Here is a 15,568-nt window from a genome sequence, read left to right on the forward strand (position 1 = left end):
ATGGATGCTCATCTGGAAAAGCTCTGGAACGCCCTGGAGAAGCTCGATGACCAGGCGGCCGCCGTCCGGTCGTGGGGCGGGCGGCTGGCCGGCGTGCTGTCGTCCGGCGGCCGGCTGCTGGCCTGCGGCAACGGCGGGTCGGCGGCGGAGGCCCAGCATCTGACGGCCGAGCTGGTCGGCAGGTTCAGGGACGATCGGCGGCCGTACGCGGCGATCCCGCTGCACGCCGACGGCTCCTCGGTGACGGCGATCGCGAACGACTTCGGCGCCGAGCAGGTCTACGCCCGCCAGGTGCGCGCCCACGGACGCCCCGGCGACGTGCTGGTGTGCCTGTCGACCAGCGGCGGCAGCCCGAACGTGCTGGCCGCCGCGGCGGCGGCGCGCGAGTGCGGGGTGACGGCCTGGGCGCTGACGGGGCCGGGGCCGAACGCGCTGGGCGAGCTGTGCGATGAGGCGGTCGCCGTACCGGGTGAGACGGCCACCGTGCAGGAGGTGCACCTGGCGCTGATCCACCTGCTGTGCGACGCGCTCGAGGACGCCCTTGAGGGGGCGCTGGAGGAGACGCTGTGAAGGCGGGGCCGCTGGTCGTCATCGGCGACACGCTGCTCGACGTGGACGTCGAGGGCGTGGCCGACCGGCTCTGCCCGGACGCCCCGGTCCCCGTGGTGGACGTCTCGTCGGAGCGGGCCAGGCCGGGCGGCGCGGGGCTGGCGGCGCTGCTGGCCGCCCGCGACGGCGCCGACGTGGTGCTGGTCACGGCGGTCGGCGACGACGAGGACGGCCGCCGCCTGTGCGGGCTGCTGTCGGAGGAGCTCGACCTGCTGCGGCTGCCGCTGCGCGGCGGCACCGTGCGCAAGACCCGGATCAGGTCGCGCGGCCAGACGCTCGTCAGGCTGGACACCGGCGACGGCACGGCCCGGTTCTCCCCCACCGAGGAGGCGGCGCAGGCGGTCCTGCGGGCGGGCGCGGTGCTGGTGTCCGACTACGGCAGGGGCGTCGCCAGGATGGCCCGCGAGCTGCTGCGCGAGGTCTCCGTACCGGTGGTGTGGGACCCGCATCCGCGCGGCGAGCAGCCGATGCCGGGCTGCGCGCTGCTGACGCCGAGTGAGGCCGAGGCGCGGCTGATGTGCCCGTCCGGCTATCAGGGGCCCGATCAGGCGGCCCGCCGGCTGGTGCGGGCGCTGCGCGCCGAGGCGGTGGCGGTCACCACCGGTGAGCGCGGCGCCGCGCTGGCCGTGGCGGGCGGCCCGCTGGTCACGGTGCCGCCGCCGGTGCGGGCGGGCGGCCAGGACGCGTGCGGCGCCGGCGACCGGCTGGCGGGGGCGGCGGCGCTGGCCATGCGTGACGGCGCGGACGCCGAGGAGGCGATCACGGTGGGCGTCGGCGAGGCGTCTCGCTTCGTCGAGCGCGGCGGCGCCGCCTCGGTGAAGGTGCAGGAGCAGCGGCTCGGCGACCGGCCGCGCACCGCGCTGGAGGTGGCCGCGCTGGTCCGCGCCCAGGGCGGACGGCTGATCGCCACCGGCGGCTGCTTCGACCTGCTGCACGCGGGCCACGTGAGCCTGCTGCGGCGGGCTCGGGCGCTCGGCGACGCGCTCGTCGTCTGCGTCAACTCCGACGATTCGGTGCGCCGGCTCAAGGGCCCGTCCAGGCCCATCGTGGACGTGCGCGACCGGGTGGAGGTGCTGCGGGCCCTGGGCTGTGTGGACGCCGTGCTGGTGTTCGACGAGGACACCCCGGCGGCCGCCATCGAGCTGCTCAGGCCCGACGTGTGGGTGAAGGGCGGCGACTACGAGGGGGAGACGCTGCCCGAATCCGAGGTCCTCGGCAGGCTCGGCGCGGAGATCGTCGTGCTGAGCACGCTGCCGGGGCGGTCCACAACCAATCTGATCAGGGAGATCCAGTGAACATTCTCATTACGGGGGGCGCGTCCGGGCTCGGCCTGGCCACCGCCGAGGCGGTGGAGAAGGAGGGCTGGAAGGCGCTCGTCATCGACGTACGCGCGCCCGGCCAGCGCTTCGAGCACGTGATCGCGGACCTGGCCGACCGGGGCGAGGCCGAGCGCGCGGTGCGCGAGCTGGCCGAGCGGGCGGGCGGCCTCGACGGCGTCGTCACCGCCGCGGGCATCGACGCCTGCGGGCGGCTGGAGGACGTGCCCGCCGACGACTGGGAGCGGGTCATCAAGGTCAACCTGCTGGGGACCGCCTCGGTGGTGCGGGCGGCGCTGCCGTACCTGAAGCACACCAGGGGCACGGTGGTCACCTGCGCGTCCACGCTGGGCCTGCGGCCGCTCAGCGACGCCTCCGCCTACTCGGCGTCGAAGTTCGGCGTCGTCGGCTTCACCCGGGCGCTGGCGATCGAGCTGCGCGGGGAGGTGGGGGTGACCCTGCTCATCCCCGGCGGCATGCGGACGAGCTTCTTCGACGGCCGTCCCGAGCAGTACAAGCCGGGGCCGGAGGCCGGGCTGAACGACCCGGCGGACGTCGCCCAGGCCATCGTGTTCGCGCTGCGGCAGCCGGCCGGATGCGAGGTGAGAGAGCTCGTCGTCTGCCCGTCCACGGAGACGTCATGGCCCTAGAGCTGGTGGCGCTGCGCGGGCTCGGCCTGGGCGACCTGCTCACGGCCGTGCCCGCGCTGCGGGCGCTGCGCCAGGCGTTCCCCGATCACCGCATCACGCTGGCGGCGCCGCGGGCGCTCGGCGCGCTGCTGCCGCTCATCGGCGCGGTGGACGACCAGGTGGACGTGGCGGGGCCGGGACCGGTGCCGTTCGAGCGGCCGGACGTCGCGGTCAACCTGCACGGCAAGGGCCCGCAGAGCACCGAGGCGCTGCGGCGCACCCGCCCGGGGCGGCTGCTCGGCTTCGGTGCCGGTCCCGAATGGCAGGACGGCGTGCACGAGGTGCGGCGCTGGTGCGGGCTGCTGGAGTGGTACGGCATCCCGGCCGACCCGGCGGACCTGACTTTGGGCATCTCCGACCGTACGGGGCCGGCGATCGTGCATCCCGGCGCCGCCTACCCGGCGCGGCGCTGGCCGCCCGAGCGGTTCGCCGAGGTGGCGGCCGCGCTGGACGACGTCGTCGTCACCGGCAACGCGGCCGAGGTGCCGATCGCCACCCGCGTCGCCGAGCTCGCGGGGCTGCCGCCCGAACGCATGCTGGCCGGGCGCACCCGCCTGGCCGACCTGATCGACCTGGTCAGCCGGGCCCGGCTGGTGGTGTGCGGCGACACCGGCGTCGCCCATCTGGCGACGGCGTTCTGCGTGCCGTCGGTGGTGCTGTTCGGCCCCGTCTCCCCCATGCTGTGGGGCCCGCCGCCGGGCTGGCGGCACATCGCGCTGTGGACCGGGCACCACGGCGACCCGCACGGCGAGCGGCCGGACCCCGGCCTGCTCGAAATCGAGGTGTCCGAAGTCGTCGAAGCGGCCATGGAGGTAACGTCATGAGGGCTCTGGTCACGGGGGGCGCGGGGTTCCTGGGCTCGTACCTGTGCGAACGGCTGCTGGACGAAGGCGCCGACGTCATCTGCATGGACAGCTTCCTGACCGGCGGGCCGCGCAACGTCGAGCACCTGCTGGAGCGGCCGGAGTTCCGGCTCATCGAGTGCGACCTGACCGGGTACGTGCACGTGCCCGACCGGCTCGACCTCGTCCTGCACTTCGCCTCGGCCGCCTCGCCCGCCGACTACCTGCGCTACCCCATCGAGACCCTGCGGGTGGGGAGCGTCGGCACGCTGCACGCGCTCGGCCTGGCCAGGGAGAAGGGCTCCCGGTTCATCCTGGCCTCCACCAGCGAGGTGTACGGCGACCCGCTGGAGCATCCGCAGAAGGAGACGTACTGGGGCAACGTCAACCCGGTGGGCCCGCGCAGCGTGTACGACGAGGCCAAGCGCTTCGCCGAGTCGCTGACCACCGCCTACCGTCACGCGCGCGGGACGAACACCGGCATCGTGCGGATCTTCAACACCTACGGGCCCCGCATGCGGCCGTTCGACGGGCGGGCGATCCCGACGTTCATCCGGCAGGCGCTGACCGGCGAGCCGATCACGGTCACCGGCGACGGCTCGCAGACCCGCTCCATCTGCTACGTGGACGACACGGTCTCGGGCATCCTGGCCATGGCCGCCAGTGACTTCGCCGGGCCGGTCAACATCGGCAACCCCGACGAGCTGACCATGCTGGAACTGGCCACCCTGATCAAGAAGCTGACCGGGTCGTCGTCGGAGATCCGCTTCATCGACCGGCCCGCCGACGACCCGAAGGTGCGCAGGCCCGACACCACGCTCGCCCGGGAGCGGCTGGGCTGGCGGGCTCAGGTGCCGGCCGAGGAGGGGCTGCGCCGCACGATCGAGTGGTTCTCCGCGGAGCTGGCCGCGATCACCCGGCTCGAACGCGTCCAGGTCTGACACGCTCGTGCCCGGCCGTCCGAGGGGAAGACCGGGCACACAACGCGTCCGGGTCTGACCCTCTTCATCAAGGATCCCCAGTCCACTGCCCGACCTGAAGACGGCACCTGGATCGGGCGGCGATGTCCGGTGTGGGAGATCGCGGAAGCCCGGGCCGGGGTGGCCCGGGCGGTGCGGGTTCGTCAGAGTGCGACGCCGAGCAGGGCGTCGGTGAGGTCCTTGACGAGGGCGGGGGCGGAGGGGTCGGAGCCGGGGCGGGCGAGCGCGTCGTCGGCCCAGGCGTCGATGGCGGCCAGCGCGCCGGGCGCGTCGAGGTCCGCGGCGAGCCGCTTGCGGACCGTGGCCAGCAGGTCGCCGACCGGGGGGCCGCCGGGCAGCGCGACGGCGGAGCGCCAGCGGGCCAGCCGCCGCTCGGCCGCCTCGATCTGGTCCGGTGTGTACTCCCAGTCGGTGCGGTAGTGGTGGGCGAGCAGGACGAGCCTGATCGCCATCGGGTCGTGGGTCTGCCGCAGCTTGGAGACGAAGACGAGGTTGCCCCTCGACTTCGACATCTTCTCGCCGTCGAGACCCACCATGCCGGCGTGGGTGTAGAACTTGGCGAACGGCCACTCGCCGGTGGCCGCGTGCCCCTCGGAGGCGCCGCACTCGTGGTGCGGGAAGATCAAGTCCGATCCGCCGCCGGCGACGTCGTATCCGGCTCCCAGGTTGTCGAGGGCGATCGTGGTGCATTCGATGTGCCAGCCGGGCCTGCCGCGGCCGAGCGGCGAGTCCCAGGCCGGCTCTCCGGGGCGCTCGGCCCGCCACATCAGCCAGTCGAGCGGGTGGCGCTTGCCGGGGCGGTCGGGGTCGCCGCCGCGCTCGGCGAACAGGGTCAGCATCTGCTGCTCGTCGTAGCCGGACACCTGGCCGAACTTGGGGGCGTCGGCGACGCTGAAGTAGACGTCGCCGTCGAGGGTGTAGGTGACGCCCTTGGCCGACAGCCGGATGATCAGGTCGGCCACGCGGTCGATGATCTCGGTGACGCCGACGTACTCGCGGGGCGGCAGGATGCGCAGCGCCTCCATGTCGCCGCGGAACAGCTGGATCTCCCGCTCGGCCAGCTCCTGCCAGTCGACGCCGGTCTGCTCGGCCCGCTCCAGCAGCGGATCGTCCACGTCGGTGGCGTTCTGGGTGTAGTGGACCTCGTGGCCGGCGTCGCGCCACATGCGGCCGACGAGGTCGAAGGCGAGGTAGGTGTTGGCGTGGCCGAGGTGGGTGGCGTCGTACGGGGTGATGCCGCAGACGTACATCCTGGCCGTCGGCCCTGGATCGGTCTGCCGCACCTGCCTGGCCGACGTGTCGTAGAGACTCAGCGGAATGCTGTTACCTGGGAGTTTTGGAACGTTCTGGGCAGACCACGATCTCATGCCTTTGAGCCTATCTGTCCTGATCGGCGGTCAGGTCGGTGAAGTCGTACGTCACACCCTCAGGCGCGATGGAGACCCGCATCACCGACAGGGAGGCGAAGACGCGGCCGTCCGGCAGCTCGTGCCTGATGATGAGCGCGCCGCGGTCGTCGGACGGCGGCTCGGCGGTGAACTCGCTCCAGTCCTCGGCGGCGCGGAAGCGCGGCAGGTACGCGGCCACCCGCTCGCTTTCCGGGTCGAGGCCGGAGTTGACGACCATGCTGGTGCCCGCGGGCAGCGGTGAGGTGGTGAGCCGCTCGCCGTTCCAGCTCCACATCCGCACCTGGCCGAGGTCGGCGAGCACGAGGTGGAAGGGGTCGTAGCGGCTCAGGCCAGGCGCCGGGCCCCTCCCCCGTGTACGCCGCGCGCAGCGCGAGGTCGCCCCGCGAGACCTTGGTGGTCTCATCGGCGGGCTTGCCGTGCCCGTTGAGCAGGGCGGCGGCACGGCGGGCCGCCGGGTTGACGGCCAGCCAGGTGCCGCCCGCCTTGAGGTCGCGCCCGCCGATCACTCCGGGATAGTCGGGCCAGTGCTCGCCGGGCCCCTCCCAGGGCCGGTCGGCGAACTCGTCCCTGACGCCCATGAGCGTCAGCTCCCGGCCGGTCCTCACGATCAGCGTGCACATGGGCAAAGAGTAATAAACCGGCGAGGATCGCCCTAGATCGGGGGCCAGGGTATTGCGGGCCAGCCCTCCGACGGGTAGGGGTGCACGCCGGTGTCGAGCAGCCGCCGCACCCGCTGCCAGGTGGCCTCGACCTCGGCCAGCGACAGCAGCTCGCGCAGCCGGCGGCCGAGCGGGCCTGACTCGATGTCGCGTTCGAGCTTGGCCAGCACCGCCACCGCCTCGCGGGAGAGCGGCTTGCCCCGCCACTGCCACAGGACCGTGCGGAGCTTGTCCTCGACGGAGAAGCACACGCCGTGGTCGACCCCGTAGACGTGCCCGGTGGGCAGCGGCAGCAGGTGGCCGCCCTTGCGGTCGGCGTTGTTGACCACCGCGTCGAAGACCGCCATCCGGCGTACGACCGGGTTGCGGCTCTTGACCAGCCGCATGAGGTCGATCTCGCGCTCGGTGTCGATCCACAGCTGGCACATGCCGGGGCCGAAGGGCCCGTCGCGGTAGACCGTGGGCGGCACGATGCGCCAGCCGGTGGCCTGGGAGACCTCGAAGGCGGCGACCTCGCGGGCGGCGAGGGTGCCGTCGGGGAAGTCCCACAGGGGGCGCTCGCCGCGTACGGGCTTGTAGACGCAGGCGGCCTGGCGGTCGCCCAGCCTGACCGAGCAGTAGAGCGTCATGTTGGTCGCCTCGACGAGGCGGCCCGCGACCTCCAGCGTCCCTTCGCGCAGCAGCGTGAGGGCTTCCTCGTCATGCACCGGGGGCGGCGGGGCGGACTTGACGGCCGGTTCGCTCTCGGGAGCGGTCATGAAGCCGCCTCACCCCCGCGGTAGCCGTTGAGTCGGACGCATACGTGCCCCGTGGCGTCGAGGGGCTGGCCGCACAGCGGGCACGGGGGACGGCCCGCCGCGACGATCTGGAGCGCTCGCTGGGTGAAGGCCCGCGCGGCCCCGGCGCTGATGCGCACGCGCAGCACCGAGGGCTCGGACTTGTCGAGATCGTCTTCGTCGATGACCTCCTGCGCCTCGATCACCACCTGTGACTTCTCCGCATCCCAGGTCAGCGCCATGGTGCCGACGCGGAAGTCCTCCGCGACCGGCGTGTCGAGAGGACCGTCGTCGGCCAGGTCGGCGGGCGCGAGCGCGGGCACCTGGGCGGTGCCGCCGCTGAGCCGCAGGACCTCGTCGAGCAGCTCGTCGAGCCTGCCCGCCAGCGCCGCCACCTGCAGTTTCTCCAGTGCCACCGTGGTCAGTCTGCCCTCGGCCCTGGCCTGCAGGAAGAAGACCCGCGCGCCCGGCCGCCCCAGGGCACCGGCGACGAACCTCTCCGGTGGGTCGTAGTCGAAGACCGGCATAGCCTGACCTTACGTGGTTCCGGACCCGCCGCCGACGGCGGCATCGCTCCCGGTGATGTTTTCTCCCCCGTCTTTCTCCTCCGAATCCTCGGACAGCTTCAATTCCCCCATATCGTTAATCCTGTGGACAAAGGGACGCAAGGGGGCATAGCGAATGACGGTGACGGCGGCCGGATCGGCTGTTATCCGCTGAAAGTTATCGAGGTGGAGCCCCAGCGCGTCGGCCACGATGGACTTGATCACATCGCCGTGACTGCACACGAGGTATATAGCCTTCTCCCCGAGACGTTCATTCCAGTTCCGGACCGCGGCGACGGCGCGATGCTGCATGTCCGCCACCGCTTCCCCGCCGGGGAACGTCGCCGCGCTCGGATGCGCCTGCACGACCGGCCACAACGGCTCCTCGGCCAGCTCTTTGAGCGGCCGGCCCGTCCAATCCCCGTAGCCGCACTCGATGAACCGCTCATCGACGGTCACCTCGAGTCCGCGACCTTCTGCGACGGCTTCCGCCGTTTCCAAGCAGCGCTCGAGCGGGCTGGAGACAATGGCGTCGAGCCTGACGCCCGCGACGCGCCCGGCGAGCGCGGCGGCCTGCGCCCTGCCCGCCTCGCTCAGATGCACCCCTGGGGTGCGGCAGGCCAGCACCGGCCCCGTGAGGTCCGTCAGCCCGTGCCGGACCAGAAGCAACGTGGTCATCCAGCAAGTGTCGCAGGCGTCGATCACGACGTTTCATCGGCCTGAACGGTAACCTGGCGGGATCATGGAGCAGCGCTATGTCGGCCACAGCGGCCTGTCGGTGTCCCGGTTGGGGCTCGGCACGATGACCTGGGGGCGTGACACCGACGCGGACGAGGCCGCGGCCCAGCTCCGCACGTTCCTCGACGCGGGTGGTAACCTCGTCGACACGGCCGACGTCTATACCGGCGGCGACTCCGAGCGGCTGCTCGGCCGGATGCTGCGCGACACGGTGCCGCGCTCGGAGCTGGTGATCTCCACCAAGGCCGTGGTGACGCCGCAGGGCCGCCGCCCGCGCGACGCCTCCAGGCGCCATCTCATCGCCGCCGTCGACGAGTCGCTCAACCGCCTTGGGCTCGATTACGTCGATCTGTGGCAGTTGCACACCTATGACGATGAGGTGCCGCTGGAGGAGACCCTGGCCGCGCTCGACGCGATCGTCTCCTCCGGCCGCGCCGTCTACGCCGGCGTCTGCGACTACACCGGCTGGCAGCTCGCCGCCGCGGCCGTCACCCAGAAGATGGTGCCCGGCCGCATCCCGATCACCGCCGCGCAGACCGAGTACTCGCTGCTGGCCCGCGAGCCCGAGCGGGAGCTGCTGCCCGCCGCCGCCCACCTCGGCGTCGGCGTGCTGGCCTGGTCGCCGCTCGGCCGCGGGGTGCTGACCGGCAAATACCGCACCGGCATCCCCGCCGACTCGCGGGCCGCGACACCCCACTTCGCGGACTTCGTCCGCCCCTATCTGGACGAGCGCTGCCGGCGGGTCGTCGAGTCCGTCATGACCGCGGCCGACGGCCTCGGCGTGTCGCCGCTGGCCGTGGCCCTGTCGTGGGTGCGCGACCAGCCCGGCGTCGCCTCGGCCATCGTCGGCGCCCGTACGCATGCGCAGCTCAAAGGCATCCTGCCCGCCGAGGACGTCGTGCTGCCGATAGAGATCCGAGAGGCACTCGATGACGTGTCGTCGATCGACTAGGACGGCGCGCCGTCACCGCCGGGAGGAACGTAAGCCTCCCTCGCGTATCACTAGTCGATACCGAAACGCAACTTCGGCCGCCAAAAGCCTGCGTCTTCCGCCTGATGTCCAGCAAGATTTCTCCCGGAAGCGACGCAGGAGGGGACGGATGGGGACCAGAACCGCGATCTCGGCTGGAGTTCTCGCGGTGGCGCTGGTGGCCGTCCCGGTGGGGGCTCCCGCCGCATCGGCCACCGCCCAGGACTGCACGCGCGACGGTGGCCTGCTCTCGGGGGTGACCAACACGCTGTGCGACGTCGTCCAGGCGGTCACCGGCACGGTCGACACACTGACGGGCGGCACGACCCGCAAGGTGACGGAAGGGCTCGACAAGACCACCGACGAGGTGCTCGGGCGCGTGGGCGAGGTGCTGCCCACGGGGCGGCCGAAGGCGGCCACCGACGAGGACGAGGATGAGGACGGACCGCCGTCCCGCAGGCCGGACACGCCGGAGACGGCCGGCCCGCCCGAGGGCGGCGATGACGACTGCCTGACGGCGCCGTCCTGCTCCGACCGCGGCAGCGTCGACCGGCTCACCCCGCGGCCCGACATCTCATCGGTCCCCTCCCCCACCCCCGAGCCCCCGGACGGCCTCATCTCCGCCACCGCCACCGCCCTCCCCCAGCCCCTTCCCTCCAGGCCGGAGCCGTCCAGGACCCAGCAGCGTCCTGACACGCAGCGGCCGGTGGCGCAGAAGAAGACCGCGCACGCCGAGGAGCCCCGGGTCGATCTGCTCTGGCCCAACCCGTTCTCGCACGAGCTGGCCGTGCCGATGCAGGACCGCCGGGTGGTGCGGCCCAGCCCGCCGGCCTCCGACGTGATCGGCACGGTGCTGACCATCGCGCTGCTCGGGTCTGCGGTGCTGGCCACGCGGATCGTTCAGCAGCGGCGGCACCAGGGCGAGTCCACGGAGTCGATCCCCTTCGAGCCGGCCCGCGCCGGAAACGGCCGCCACCGCCTCGCCTGAACGTCCCCTCGCACGGTCACCCCTGGGCCCCAGCCCGCCCCGGTCGCTTCGCGTGAACGGCCGCTCCAGCGGGCCGCGCCCAGCCGGGCCGGAGCGTGCTCGCGCAGCCGGCCGCCGCGTCCACCAAGTGCCCCGCAGCGTCCTCACGCCGCTCTGGCGCGGGCCCTGCGCCGCCTCCGCCTGTCCCTGGGACCGCCTGCCGCCGCCCGGCTCGGGTCGCCCCGCGCGGCCCTGAAACGTGCGAACCCCGGCCCTGAAACGTGCGAACCCCCGGCCCGACGGGCGGGCCAGGGGTTCGGACGGTGGCAGGGGCGGTCAGCCGCCGATGGCGTGGACGCCGCCGTCGACGTGCACGATCTCGCCGGTCGTCGCCGGGAACCAGTCGGACAGCAGCGCCACGCACGCCCGCGCGGTGGGCGTGGTGTCGGCGAGGTCCCAGCCGAGCGGCGCCTTCTCCGGCCAGCTGTCCTCGAACTCCTTGAAGCCGGGGATCGACTTGGCCGCCATCGTGCGCAGCGGCCCGGCCGCCACGAGGTTGACGCGGATGTTGTGCTTGCCGAGGTCGCGGGCGAGGTAGCGGTTGCAGGACTCGAGCCCGGCCTTGGCCACGCCCATCCAGTCGTAGACCGGCCACGCCTTGGAGGCGTCGAAGTCGAGGCCGACCACCGCGCCGCCCTCCTTCATCAGCGGCAGGCAGGCCACGGCCAGCGACTTGTAGGAGTACGTGGAGACCTGCAGCGCCGTGGCGACGTCCTCCCAGGAGGTGTTGAGGAAGTTGCCGCCGAGCGCGGACTGCGGGGCGAAGCCGATGGAGTGGACGACGCCGTCGAGCCCGTCGACGTGCTCGCCCACGCGGTCGGCCAGCGTGTCGAGGTGTTCGGTGTTCTGGACGTCGAGCTCCAGCACCGGCGCGGGCTCGGGCAGCCGCTTGGCGATGCGCTCGACGAGGCTGAGCCGGCCGAAGCCGGTCAGCACGACCGTCGCGCCCTCCTCCTGGGCCAGCTTGGCCACCGCGAACGCGATCGACGCGTCGGTCAGCACCCCGGTGACGAGGATCCGCTTGCCGTCGAGAATGCCCATGTCAGTGCCCCATTCCGAGTCCGCCGTCGACCGGGATCACGGCCCCGGTGATGTAGGAGGCGTCGTCGCCGGCCAGAAAGCGCACGACGCGCGCGATCTCCTCGGGGGCCGCCTGCCGCCCGAGCGGGATGTTGGACACGATGGCGTCGTGGTCGAGCCCGGCGGTCATGTCGGTGTTGACGAAGCCGGGCAAGACGACGTTGACGGTGATGTTGCGCGAGCCGTACTCGCGCGCCAGCGAGCGGGCGAAACCGACCAGGCCCGCCTTGGAGGCGGCGTAGTTGGCCTGACCGGCCTGGCCGGTGAGGCCGATGACGGAGGAGATGAGGATGATCCGGCCGCGCTTGAGCCGCATCATGGGCCTGATGGCCCGCTTGGCGACGCGGTAGGCGCCGGTGAGGTTGGTGTCGATGACGTCGGTGAAGGTCTCTTCCTTCATCATCGCCAGCAGCGTGTCCTTGGTGATGCCGGCGTTGGAGACCAGCACCTCGACGGGACCCTGCTCGGCCTCGACCTTGTCGAAGGCGGCCTCGACGTCGGCGGTGCTGGTGACGTCGCAGCGCACGCCGAACAGGCCCTCGGGCGGCTCACCCGATCGGTACGTGACCGCGACGGCGTCGCCTGCCGCGGCGAGTTCTCGGGCGATCGCGAGGCCTATGCCGCGATTGCCCCCGGTGACGAGTACAGAGCGTGCCATGACACCTGACGGTATCTCCTACCGGCGGGTATCCGCTTGTCCGGGTGGCACAAGATCACAGGGTTAGGATCGTGGACATGCGCCAGATCGATTCCGACTTCCTGGAGCTGCCGCTGCGGCAGCTCGCGGACGCCGCTCTGCAACGCGCTCGCGACCTCGGCGCCGAGCACGCGGACTTCCGGCTCGAACGCATCAGGGCCGAGTCCCTCAGCCTCTACGACGCCCGGCTCGAAGGTTCCATGGACGCCGACGATCTGGGCTACGCGGTGCGCGTGGTCAAGAACGGCACCTGGGGCTTCGCCTCCGGCATCCACCTGACGCCCGAGGCCGCCGCCAAGGTGGCCGAGCAGGCCGTACGCGTGGCGGAGGTGAGCGCCCCCATCAACAGGGAGCGCATCGAGCTGGCGCCCGAGCCGGTCCACGCCGAGGCGGTGTGGGTGTCCGACTACGAGATCGACCCGTTCGAGGTGGCCACATCCGACAAGGTGAGCCTGCTCGCCGACTGGTCGGCCGGGCTGCTCAAGGGCGCCGACCACGTCTCGGCCCGGCTGCTGCAGGTCAAGGAGCAGAAGTTCTACGCCGACACGGCCGGCACCGTGACCACCCAGCAGCGGGTGCGGGTGCACCCCACGCTCAACGCCATGAAGGCGGCCGAGAACGGCTTCGACGACATGTCCACGCTGGCGCCTCCGGTCGGCCGCGGCTATGAGTACCTGACCGGCGGCCACTGGGACTGGCAGGGCGAGCTGGCCAGGCTGCCCGAGCTGCTGGCGGAGAAGCTGGCCGCGCCCTCCGTGGAGGCCGGCGAGTACGACCTGGTCATCGACCCGTCCAACCTGTGGCTGACGATCCACGAGTCGATCGGCCACGCCACCGAGCTGGACCGCGCGCTCGGCTACGAGGCCGCCTACGCCGGCACCAGCTTCGCCACCTTCGACCAGCTCGGCGAGCTGGTCTACGGCTCGCCCATCATGAACGTCACCGGCGACCGCACCGTCACCCACGGCCTGGCCACCATCGGCTACGACGACGAGGGCGTCCAGACGCAGAGCTTCGACATCATCAAGGACGGCGTCCTGGTCGGCTACCAGCTCGACCGGCGCATGGCGCTGATGAAGGGGCTCGGCCGCTCCAACGGCTGCGCGTTCGCCGACTCGCCCGGCCACATGCCGATCCAGCGCATGGCGAACGTCTCGCTCGCACCGGCCCCCGACGGGCCGTCCACCGACGACCTGATCGCGGGCGTCGAGCGGGGCATCTACCTCGTCGGCGACAAGAGCTGGTCGATCGACATGCAGCGCTACAACTTCCAGTTCACCGCCCAGCGGGCCTACCGCATCACCGGCGGCCGGCTGGACGGGCAGATCAGGGACTTCGCCTACCAGGCCACGACGACCGACTTCTGGCAGTCGATGGAGGCGGTCGGCGGGCCCGGCACGTACGTGCTCGGCGGCGCCTTCAACTGCGGCAAGGGCCAGCCTGGACAGGTCGCGCCGGTCAGCCACGGGTGCCCGTCGGCGCTGTTCCGCGGCGTACGGATCCTCAACACGGTGCAGGAGGGCGGCAAGTGACGCCTCAGGAGATGGTGGAGAGGGCGCTGGAGCTCTCCTCTAACGACGGCTGCGTGGTGCTGGTGGACGAGGGCTCCACCGCCAACCTGCGCTTCGCGGGCAACACGCTGACCACGAACGGCGTCGCGCGCTCGTCCCGGCTGACCGTCATCTCGATCGCGGGCGACAAGGCCGGCGTGGTGTCGCGCTCGGCCGTACGCGACGACCAGCTCGCCGACGTGGTGGCGGCGGCCGACGCGGCGGCGCGCGAGGCCCAGCCCGCCGAGGACGCCCGGCCGCTCGTCGAGGCCGGCCCCGCCTCACCCCACTGGGCCGACGAGGTGGTGCCGACCGACATCGAGGTGTTCGGGCGCTTCGCGCCCGCTCTGGGGGAGGCGTTCGCGGCGGCGGAGGCCGGCGGCAGGAAGCTGTACGGGTTCGCCGAGCACTCGCTGACCTCCACGTTCCTCGGCACGTCGGCCGGCGTGCGGCTGCGCCACGACCAGCCGACCGGGCGGCTTGAGGTCAACGCCAAGTCCGCCGACCTCAAGCGGTCGGCGTGGGCGGGCGTGTCCACCGAGGACTTCACCGACGTCGACGTCTCCGCGCTCGGCTCGTCGCTGGCGCAGCGGCTCGAATGGGCGAAGAACCGCATCGAGCTGCCCGCGGGCCGCTACGAGACGCTGCTGCCGCCGAGCGCCGTGGCCGACCTGATGATCTACATGTTCTGGTCGGCGGGCGCGCGTGACGCGCTCGACGGCCGTACGGTCTTCTCCAAGCCGGGCGGCGGCACCCGCGTCGGCGAGCAGCTCGCCAGGCTGCCGGTCACGCTGACGAGCGACCCGGCGGCGCCCGGCATCGGCTGCGCGCCGTTCGTGACGGCCCACGCCTCCAGCCGGGAGAGCTCGGTGTTCGACAACGGGCTGCCGCTGTCGCGTACCGACTGGATCAAGGACGGCCGGCTTGAGGCGCTGCTGCAGACCCGCCACTCGGCCGAGCTGAGCGGGCTGCCCGTGACGCCCGCCATCGACAACCTCATCATGGCCGGGCCGGACGACGCGGCCTCGCTCGACGACATGATCGCCTCGACCCGGCGCGGGCTGCTGCTCACCTGCCTGTGGTACATCCGCGAGGTCGACCCCCAGACGCTGCTCCTCACCGGGCTGACCCGCGACGGCGTCTACCTCGTCGAGCACGGCGAGGTCGTCGGCGAGGTGAACAACTTCCGCTTCAACGAAAGCCCCGTCGGCCTGCTGGGGCGGATGACCGAGGTGGGCGAGGGGAGCCGCACGCTGCCCCGGGAGTGGAGCGACTACTTCCAGCGGGCGATCATGCCGGCGGTGCGGGTGCCCGACTTCAACATGTCCACGGTCAGCCAGGCGAGCTGACACGCGTTTCAGACGGGCCTTTCGGCCTTGTGGTTCTCGCGCTCGGACGGGTCTGCTACGCCCGCCCGAGCGCGGGCCGTCTTCGCTCGCGTTCGGCCGAGGGCTCAGGCTCCGTCGAGGGAGCAAGTTCGATCGAGGGCTCGGGTTCGGTCGAGGCTCGCGGCGCGGCTTGCCTGGGCCTGCTCGGGCCTGCTCGGGCCTTACGCGGCTTGTTCGAGCCCCGCTTGGGCCCCACGTACACTGCACGGGGCTGTTCGGCGCAAGGGCTTGTTCGCGGCACGGGCCCGTTCGACTCCGCGCGCGGCTCAGCCGGGCTGGCGGCGCCGTTCCTC

16 protein-coding genes and 1 pseudogene are annotated in these 15,568 nt (G+C 72.3%); 9 read left to right on the top strand and 8 right to left on the bottom strand.

Annotated features, from left to right (window positions below):
* Genes ACFMQL_RS40990 through ACFMQL_RS41010 form a run of 5 tightly spaced genes read left to right on the top strand, consistent with a single transcriptional unit; the run spans position 1 to position 4,397 of the window.
* Positions 1-570: an SIS domain-containing protein gene (locus tag ACFMQL_RS40990; protein WP_378790077.1), complete on the top strand. Its 570-nt coding sequence runs from the start codon at positions 1-3 to the stop codon at positions 568-570.
* Entirely contained in the window at positions 567-1,904 is a 1,338-nt protein-coding gene (locus tag ACFMQL_RS40995) for a PfkB family carbohydrate kinase (RefSeq protein WP_364065471.1), read from the top strand. The genes ACFMQL_RS40990 and ACFMQL_RS40995 overlap by 4 nt, the downstream gene beginning before the upstream one ends.
* On the top strand, positions 1,901-2,575 hold the full coding sequence (locus tag ACFMQL_RS41000) for an SDR family oxidoreductase (protein ID WP_364065474.1): 675 nt from the start codon (positions 1,901-1,903) through the stop codon (positions 2,573-2,575). Before ACFMQL_RS40995 ends, ACFMQL_RS41000 begins: the two co-directional genes overlap by 4 nt.
* Entirely contained in the window at positions 2,566-3,438 is an 873-nt protein-coding gene (locus ACFMQL_RS41005) for a glycosyltransferase family 9 protein (RefSeq protein WP_364065476.1), read from the top strand. Before ACFMQL_RS41000 ends, ACFMQL_RS41005 begins: the two co-directional genes overlap by 10 nt.
* Entirely contained in the window at positions 3,435-4,397 is a 963-nt protein-coding gene (locus tag ACFMQL_RS41010) for a UDP-glucuronic acid decarboxylase family protein (protein WP_364065479.1), read from the top strand. Before ACFMQL_RS41005 ends, ACFMQL_RS41010 begins: the two co-directional genes overlap by 4 nt.
* Before the next feature lie 182 nt (positions 4,398-4,579).
* Here ACFMQL_RS41010 and mshC read toward each other — a convergent pair whose 3' ends face one another.
* The 6 genes and pseudogenes from mshC to ACFMQL_RS41040 all read right to left on the bottom strand — a co-directional run bounded on the left by mshC (position 4,580) and on the right by ACFMQL_RS41040 (position 8,503).
* On the bottom strand, positions 4,580-5,803 hold the full coding sequence (mshC, locus tag ACFMQL_RS41015; protein WP_364065482.1) for a cysteine--1-D-myo-inosityl 2-amino-2-deoxy-alpha-D-glucopyranoside ligase: 1,224 nt from the start codon (positions 5,801-5,803) through the stop codon (positions 4,580-4,582).
* Positions 5,804-5,813: 10 nt separating this feature from the next.
* Complete coding sequence (locus ACFMQL_RS41020; protein ID WP_378790292.1) at positions 5,814-6,146, bottom strand: hypothetical protein; 333 nt, start codon at positions 6,144-6,146, stop codon at positions 5,814-5,816.
* Positions 6,147-6,270: 124 nt separating this feature from the next.
* Positions 6,271-6,465: pseudogene (locus tag ACFMQL_RS41025) on the bottom strand (NRDE family protein); the annotation flags it as partial.
* Positions 6,466-6,497: 32 nt separating this feature from the next.
* Positions 6,498-7,262 (bottom strand): SCO1664 family protein, encoded by a 765-nt coding sequence (locus tag ACFMQL_RS41030; protein WP_378790078.1) that lies wholly within the window; start codon positions 7,260-7,262, stop codon positions 6,498-6,500.
* A complete protein-coding gene (locus ACFMQL_RS41035) occupies positions 7,259-7,807 on the bottom strand; it encodes a DUF3090 domain-containing protein (RefSeq protein WP_364065491.1) in 549 nt (182 codons plus the stop codon). Before ACFMQL_RS41035 ends, ACFMQL_RS41030 begins: the two co-directional genes overlap by 4 nt.
* 9 nt (positions 7,808-7,816) lie before the next feature.
* A complete protein-coding gene (locus ACFMQL_RS41040) occupies positions 7,817-8,503 on the bottom strand; it encodes an MSMEG_4193 family putative phosphomutase (RefSeq protein ID WP_378790079.1) in 687 nt (228 codons plus the stop codon).
* Between the two features lie 64 nt (positions 8,504-8,567).
* On the opposite strand from ACFMQL_RS41040, the gene ACFMQL_RS41045 reads away from it, so the two are divergent.
* Both ACFMQL_RS41045 and ACFMQL_RS41050 read left to right on the top strand, forming a co-directional pair.
* On the top strand, positions 8,568-9,515 hold the full coding sequence (locus ACFMQL_RS41045; RefSeq protein ID WP_364065497.1) for an aldo/keto reductase: 948 nt from the start codon (positions 8,568-8,570) through the stop codon (positions 9,513-9,515).
* A gap of 148 nt (positions 9,516-9,663) precedes the next feature.
* Entirely contained in the window at positions 9,664-10,521 is an 858-nt protein-coding gene (locus tag ACFMQL_RS41050) for a hypothetical protein (RefSeq protein WP_378790080.1), read from the top strand.
* A 315-nt stretch (positions 10,522-10,836) separates the two neighbouring features.
* Here ACFMQL_RS41050 and fabI read toward each other — a convergent pair whose 3' ends face one another.
* Together fabI and ACFMQL_RS41060 are read right to left on the bottom strand one after the other, a co-directional pair.
* A complete protein-coding gene (gene fabI, locus ACFMQL_RS41055) occupies positions 10,837-11,601 on the bottom strand; it encodes an enoyl-ACP reductase FabI (RefSeq protein ID WP_364065503.1) in 765 nt (254 codons plus the stop codon).
* A 1-nt stretch (position 11,602) separates the two neighbouring features.
* Positions 11,603-12,298 (bottom strand): beta-ketoacyl-ACP reductase, encoded by a 696-nt coding sequence (locus ACFMQL_RS41060; protein WP_364065506.1) that lies wholly within the window; start codon positions 12,296-12,298, stop codon positions 11,603-11,605.
* Positions 12,299-12,375: 77 nt separating this feature from the next.
* Between ACFMQL_RS41060 and ACFMQL_RS41065 the strand changes: the two genes are divergently transcribed.
* A complete protein-coding gene (locus ACFMQL_RS41065; protein ID WP_378790081.1) occupies positions 12,376-13,869 on the top strand; it encodes a TldD/PmbA family protein in 1,494 nt (497 codons plus the stop codon).
* Positions 13,866-15,236 carry a metallopeptidase TldD-related protein gene (locus tag ACFMQL_RS41070; protein WP_378790082.1) on the top strand — a complete coding sequence of 457 codons (1,371 nt, stop codon included), beginning with the start codon at positions 13,866-13,868 and terminating at the stop codon, positions 15,234-15,236. Before ACFMQL_RS41065 ends, ACFMQL_RS41070 begins: the two co-directional genes overlap by 4 nt.
* The last annotated feature ends 332 nt before the right edge of the window (positions 15,237-15,568 follow it).

Origin of the sequence: Nonomuraea fastidiosa (assembly GCF_042751225.1) — a bacterium.
Classification (GTDB): Bacteria; Actinomycetota; Actinomycetes; order Streptosporangiales; family Streptosporangiaceae; genus Nonomuraea; species Nonomuraea fastidiosa.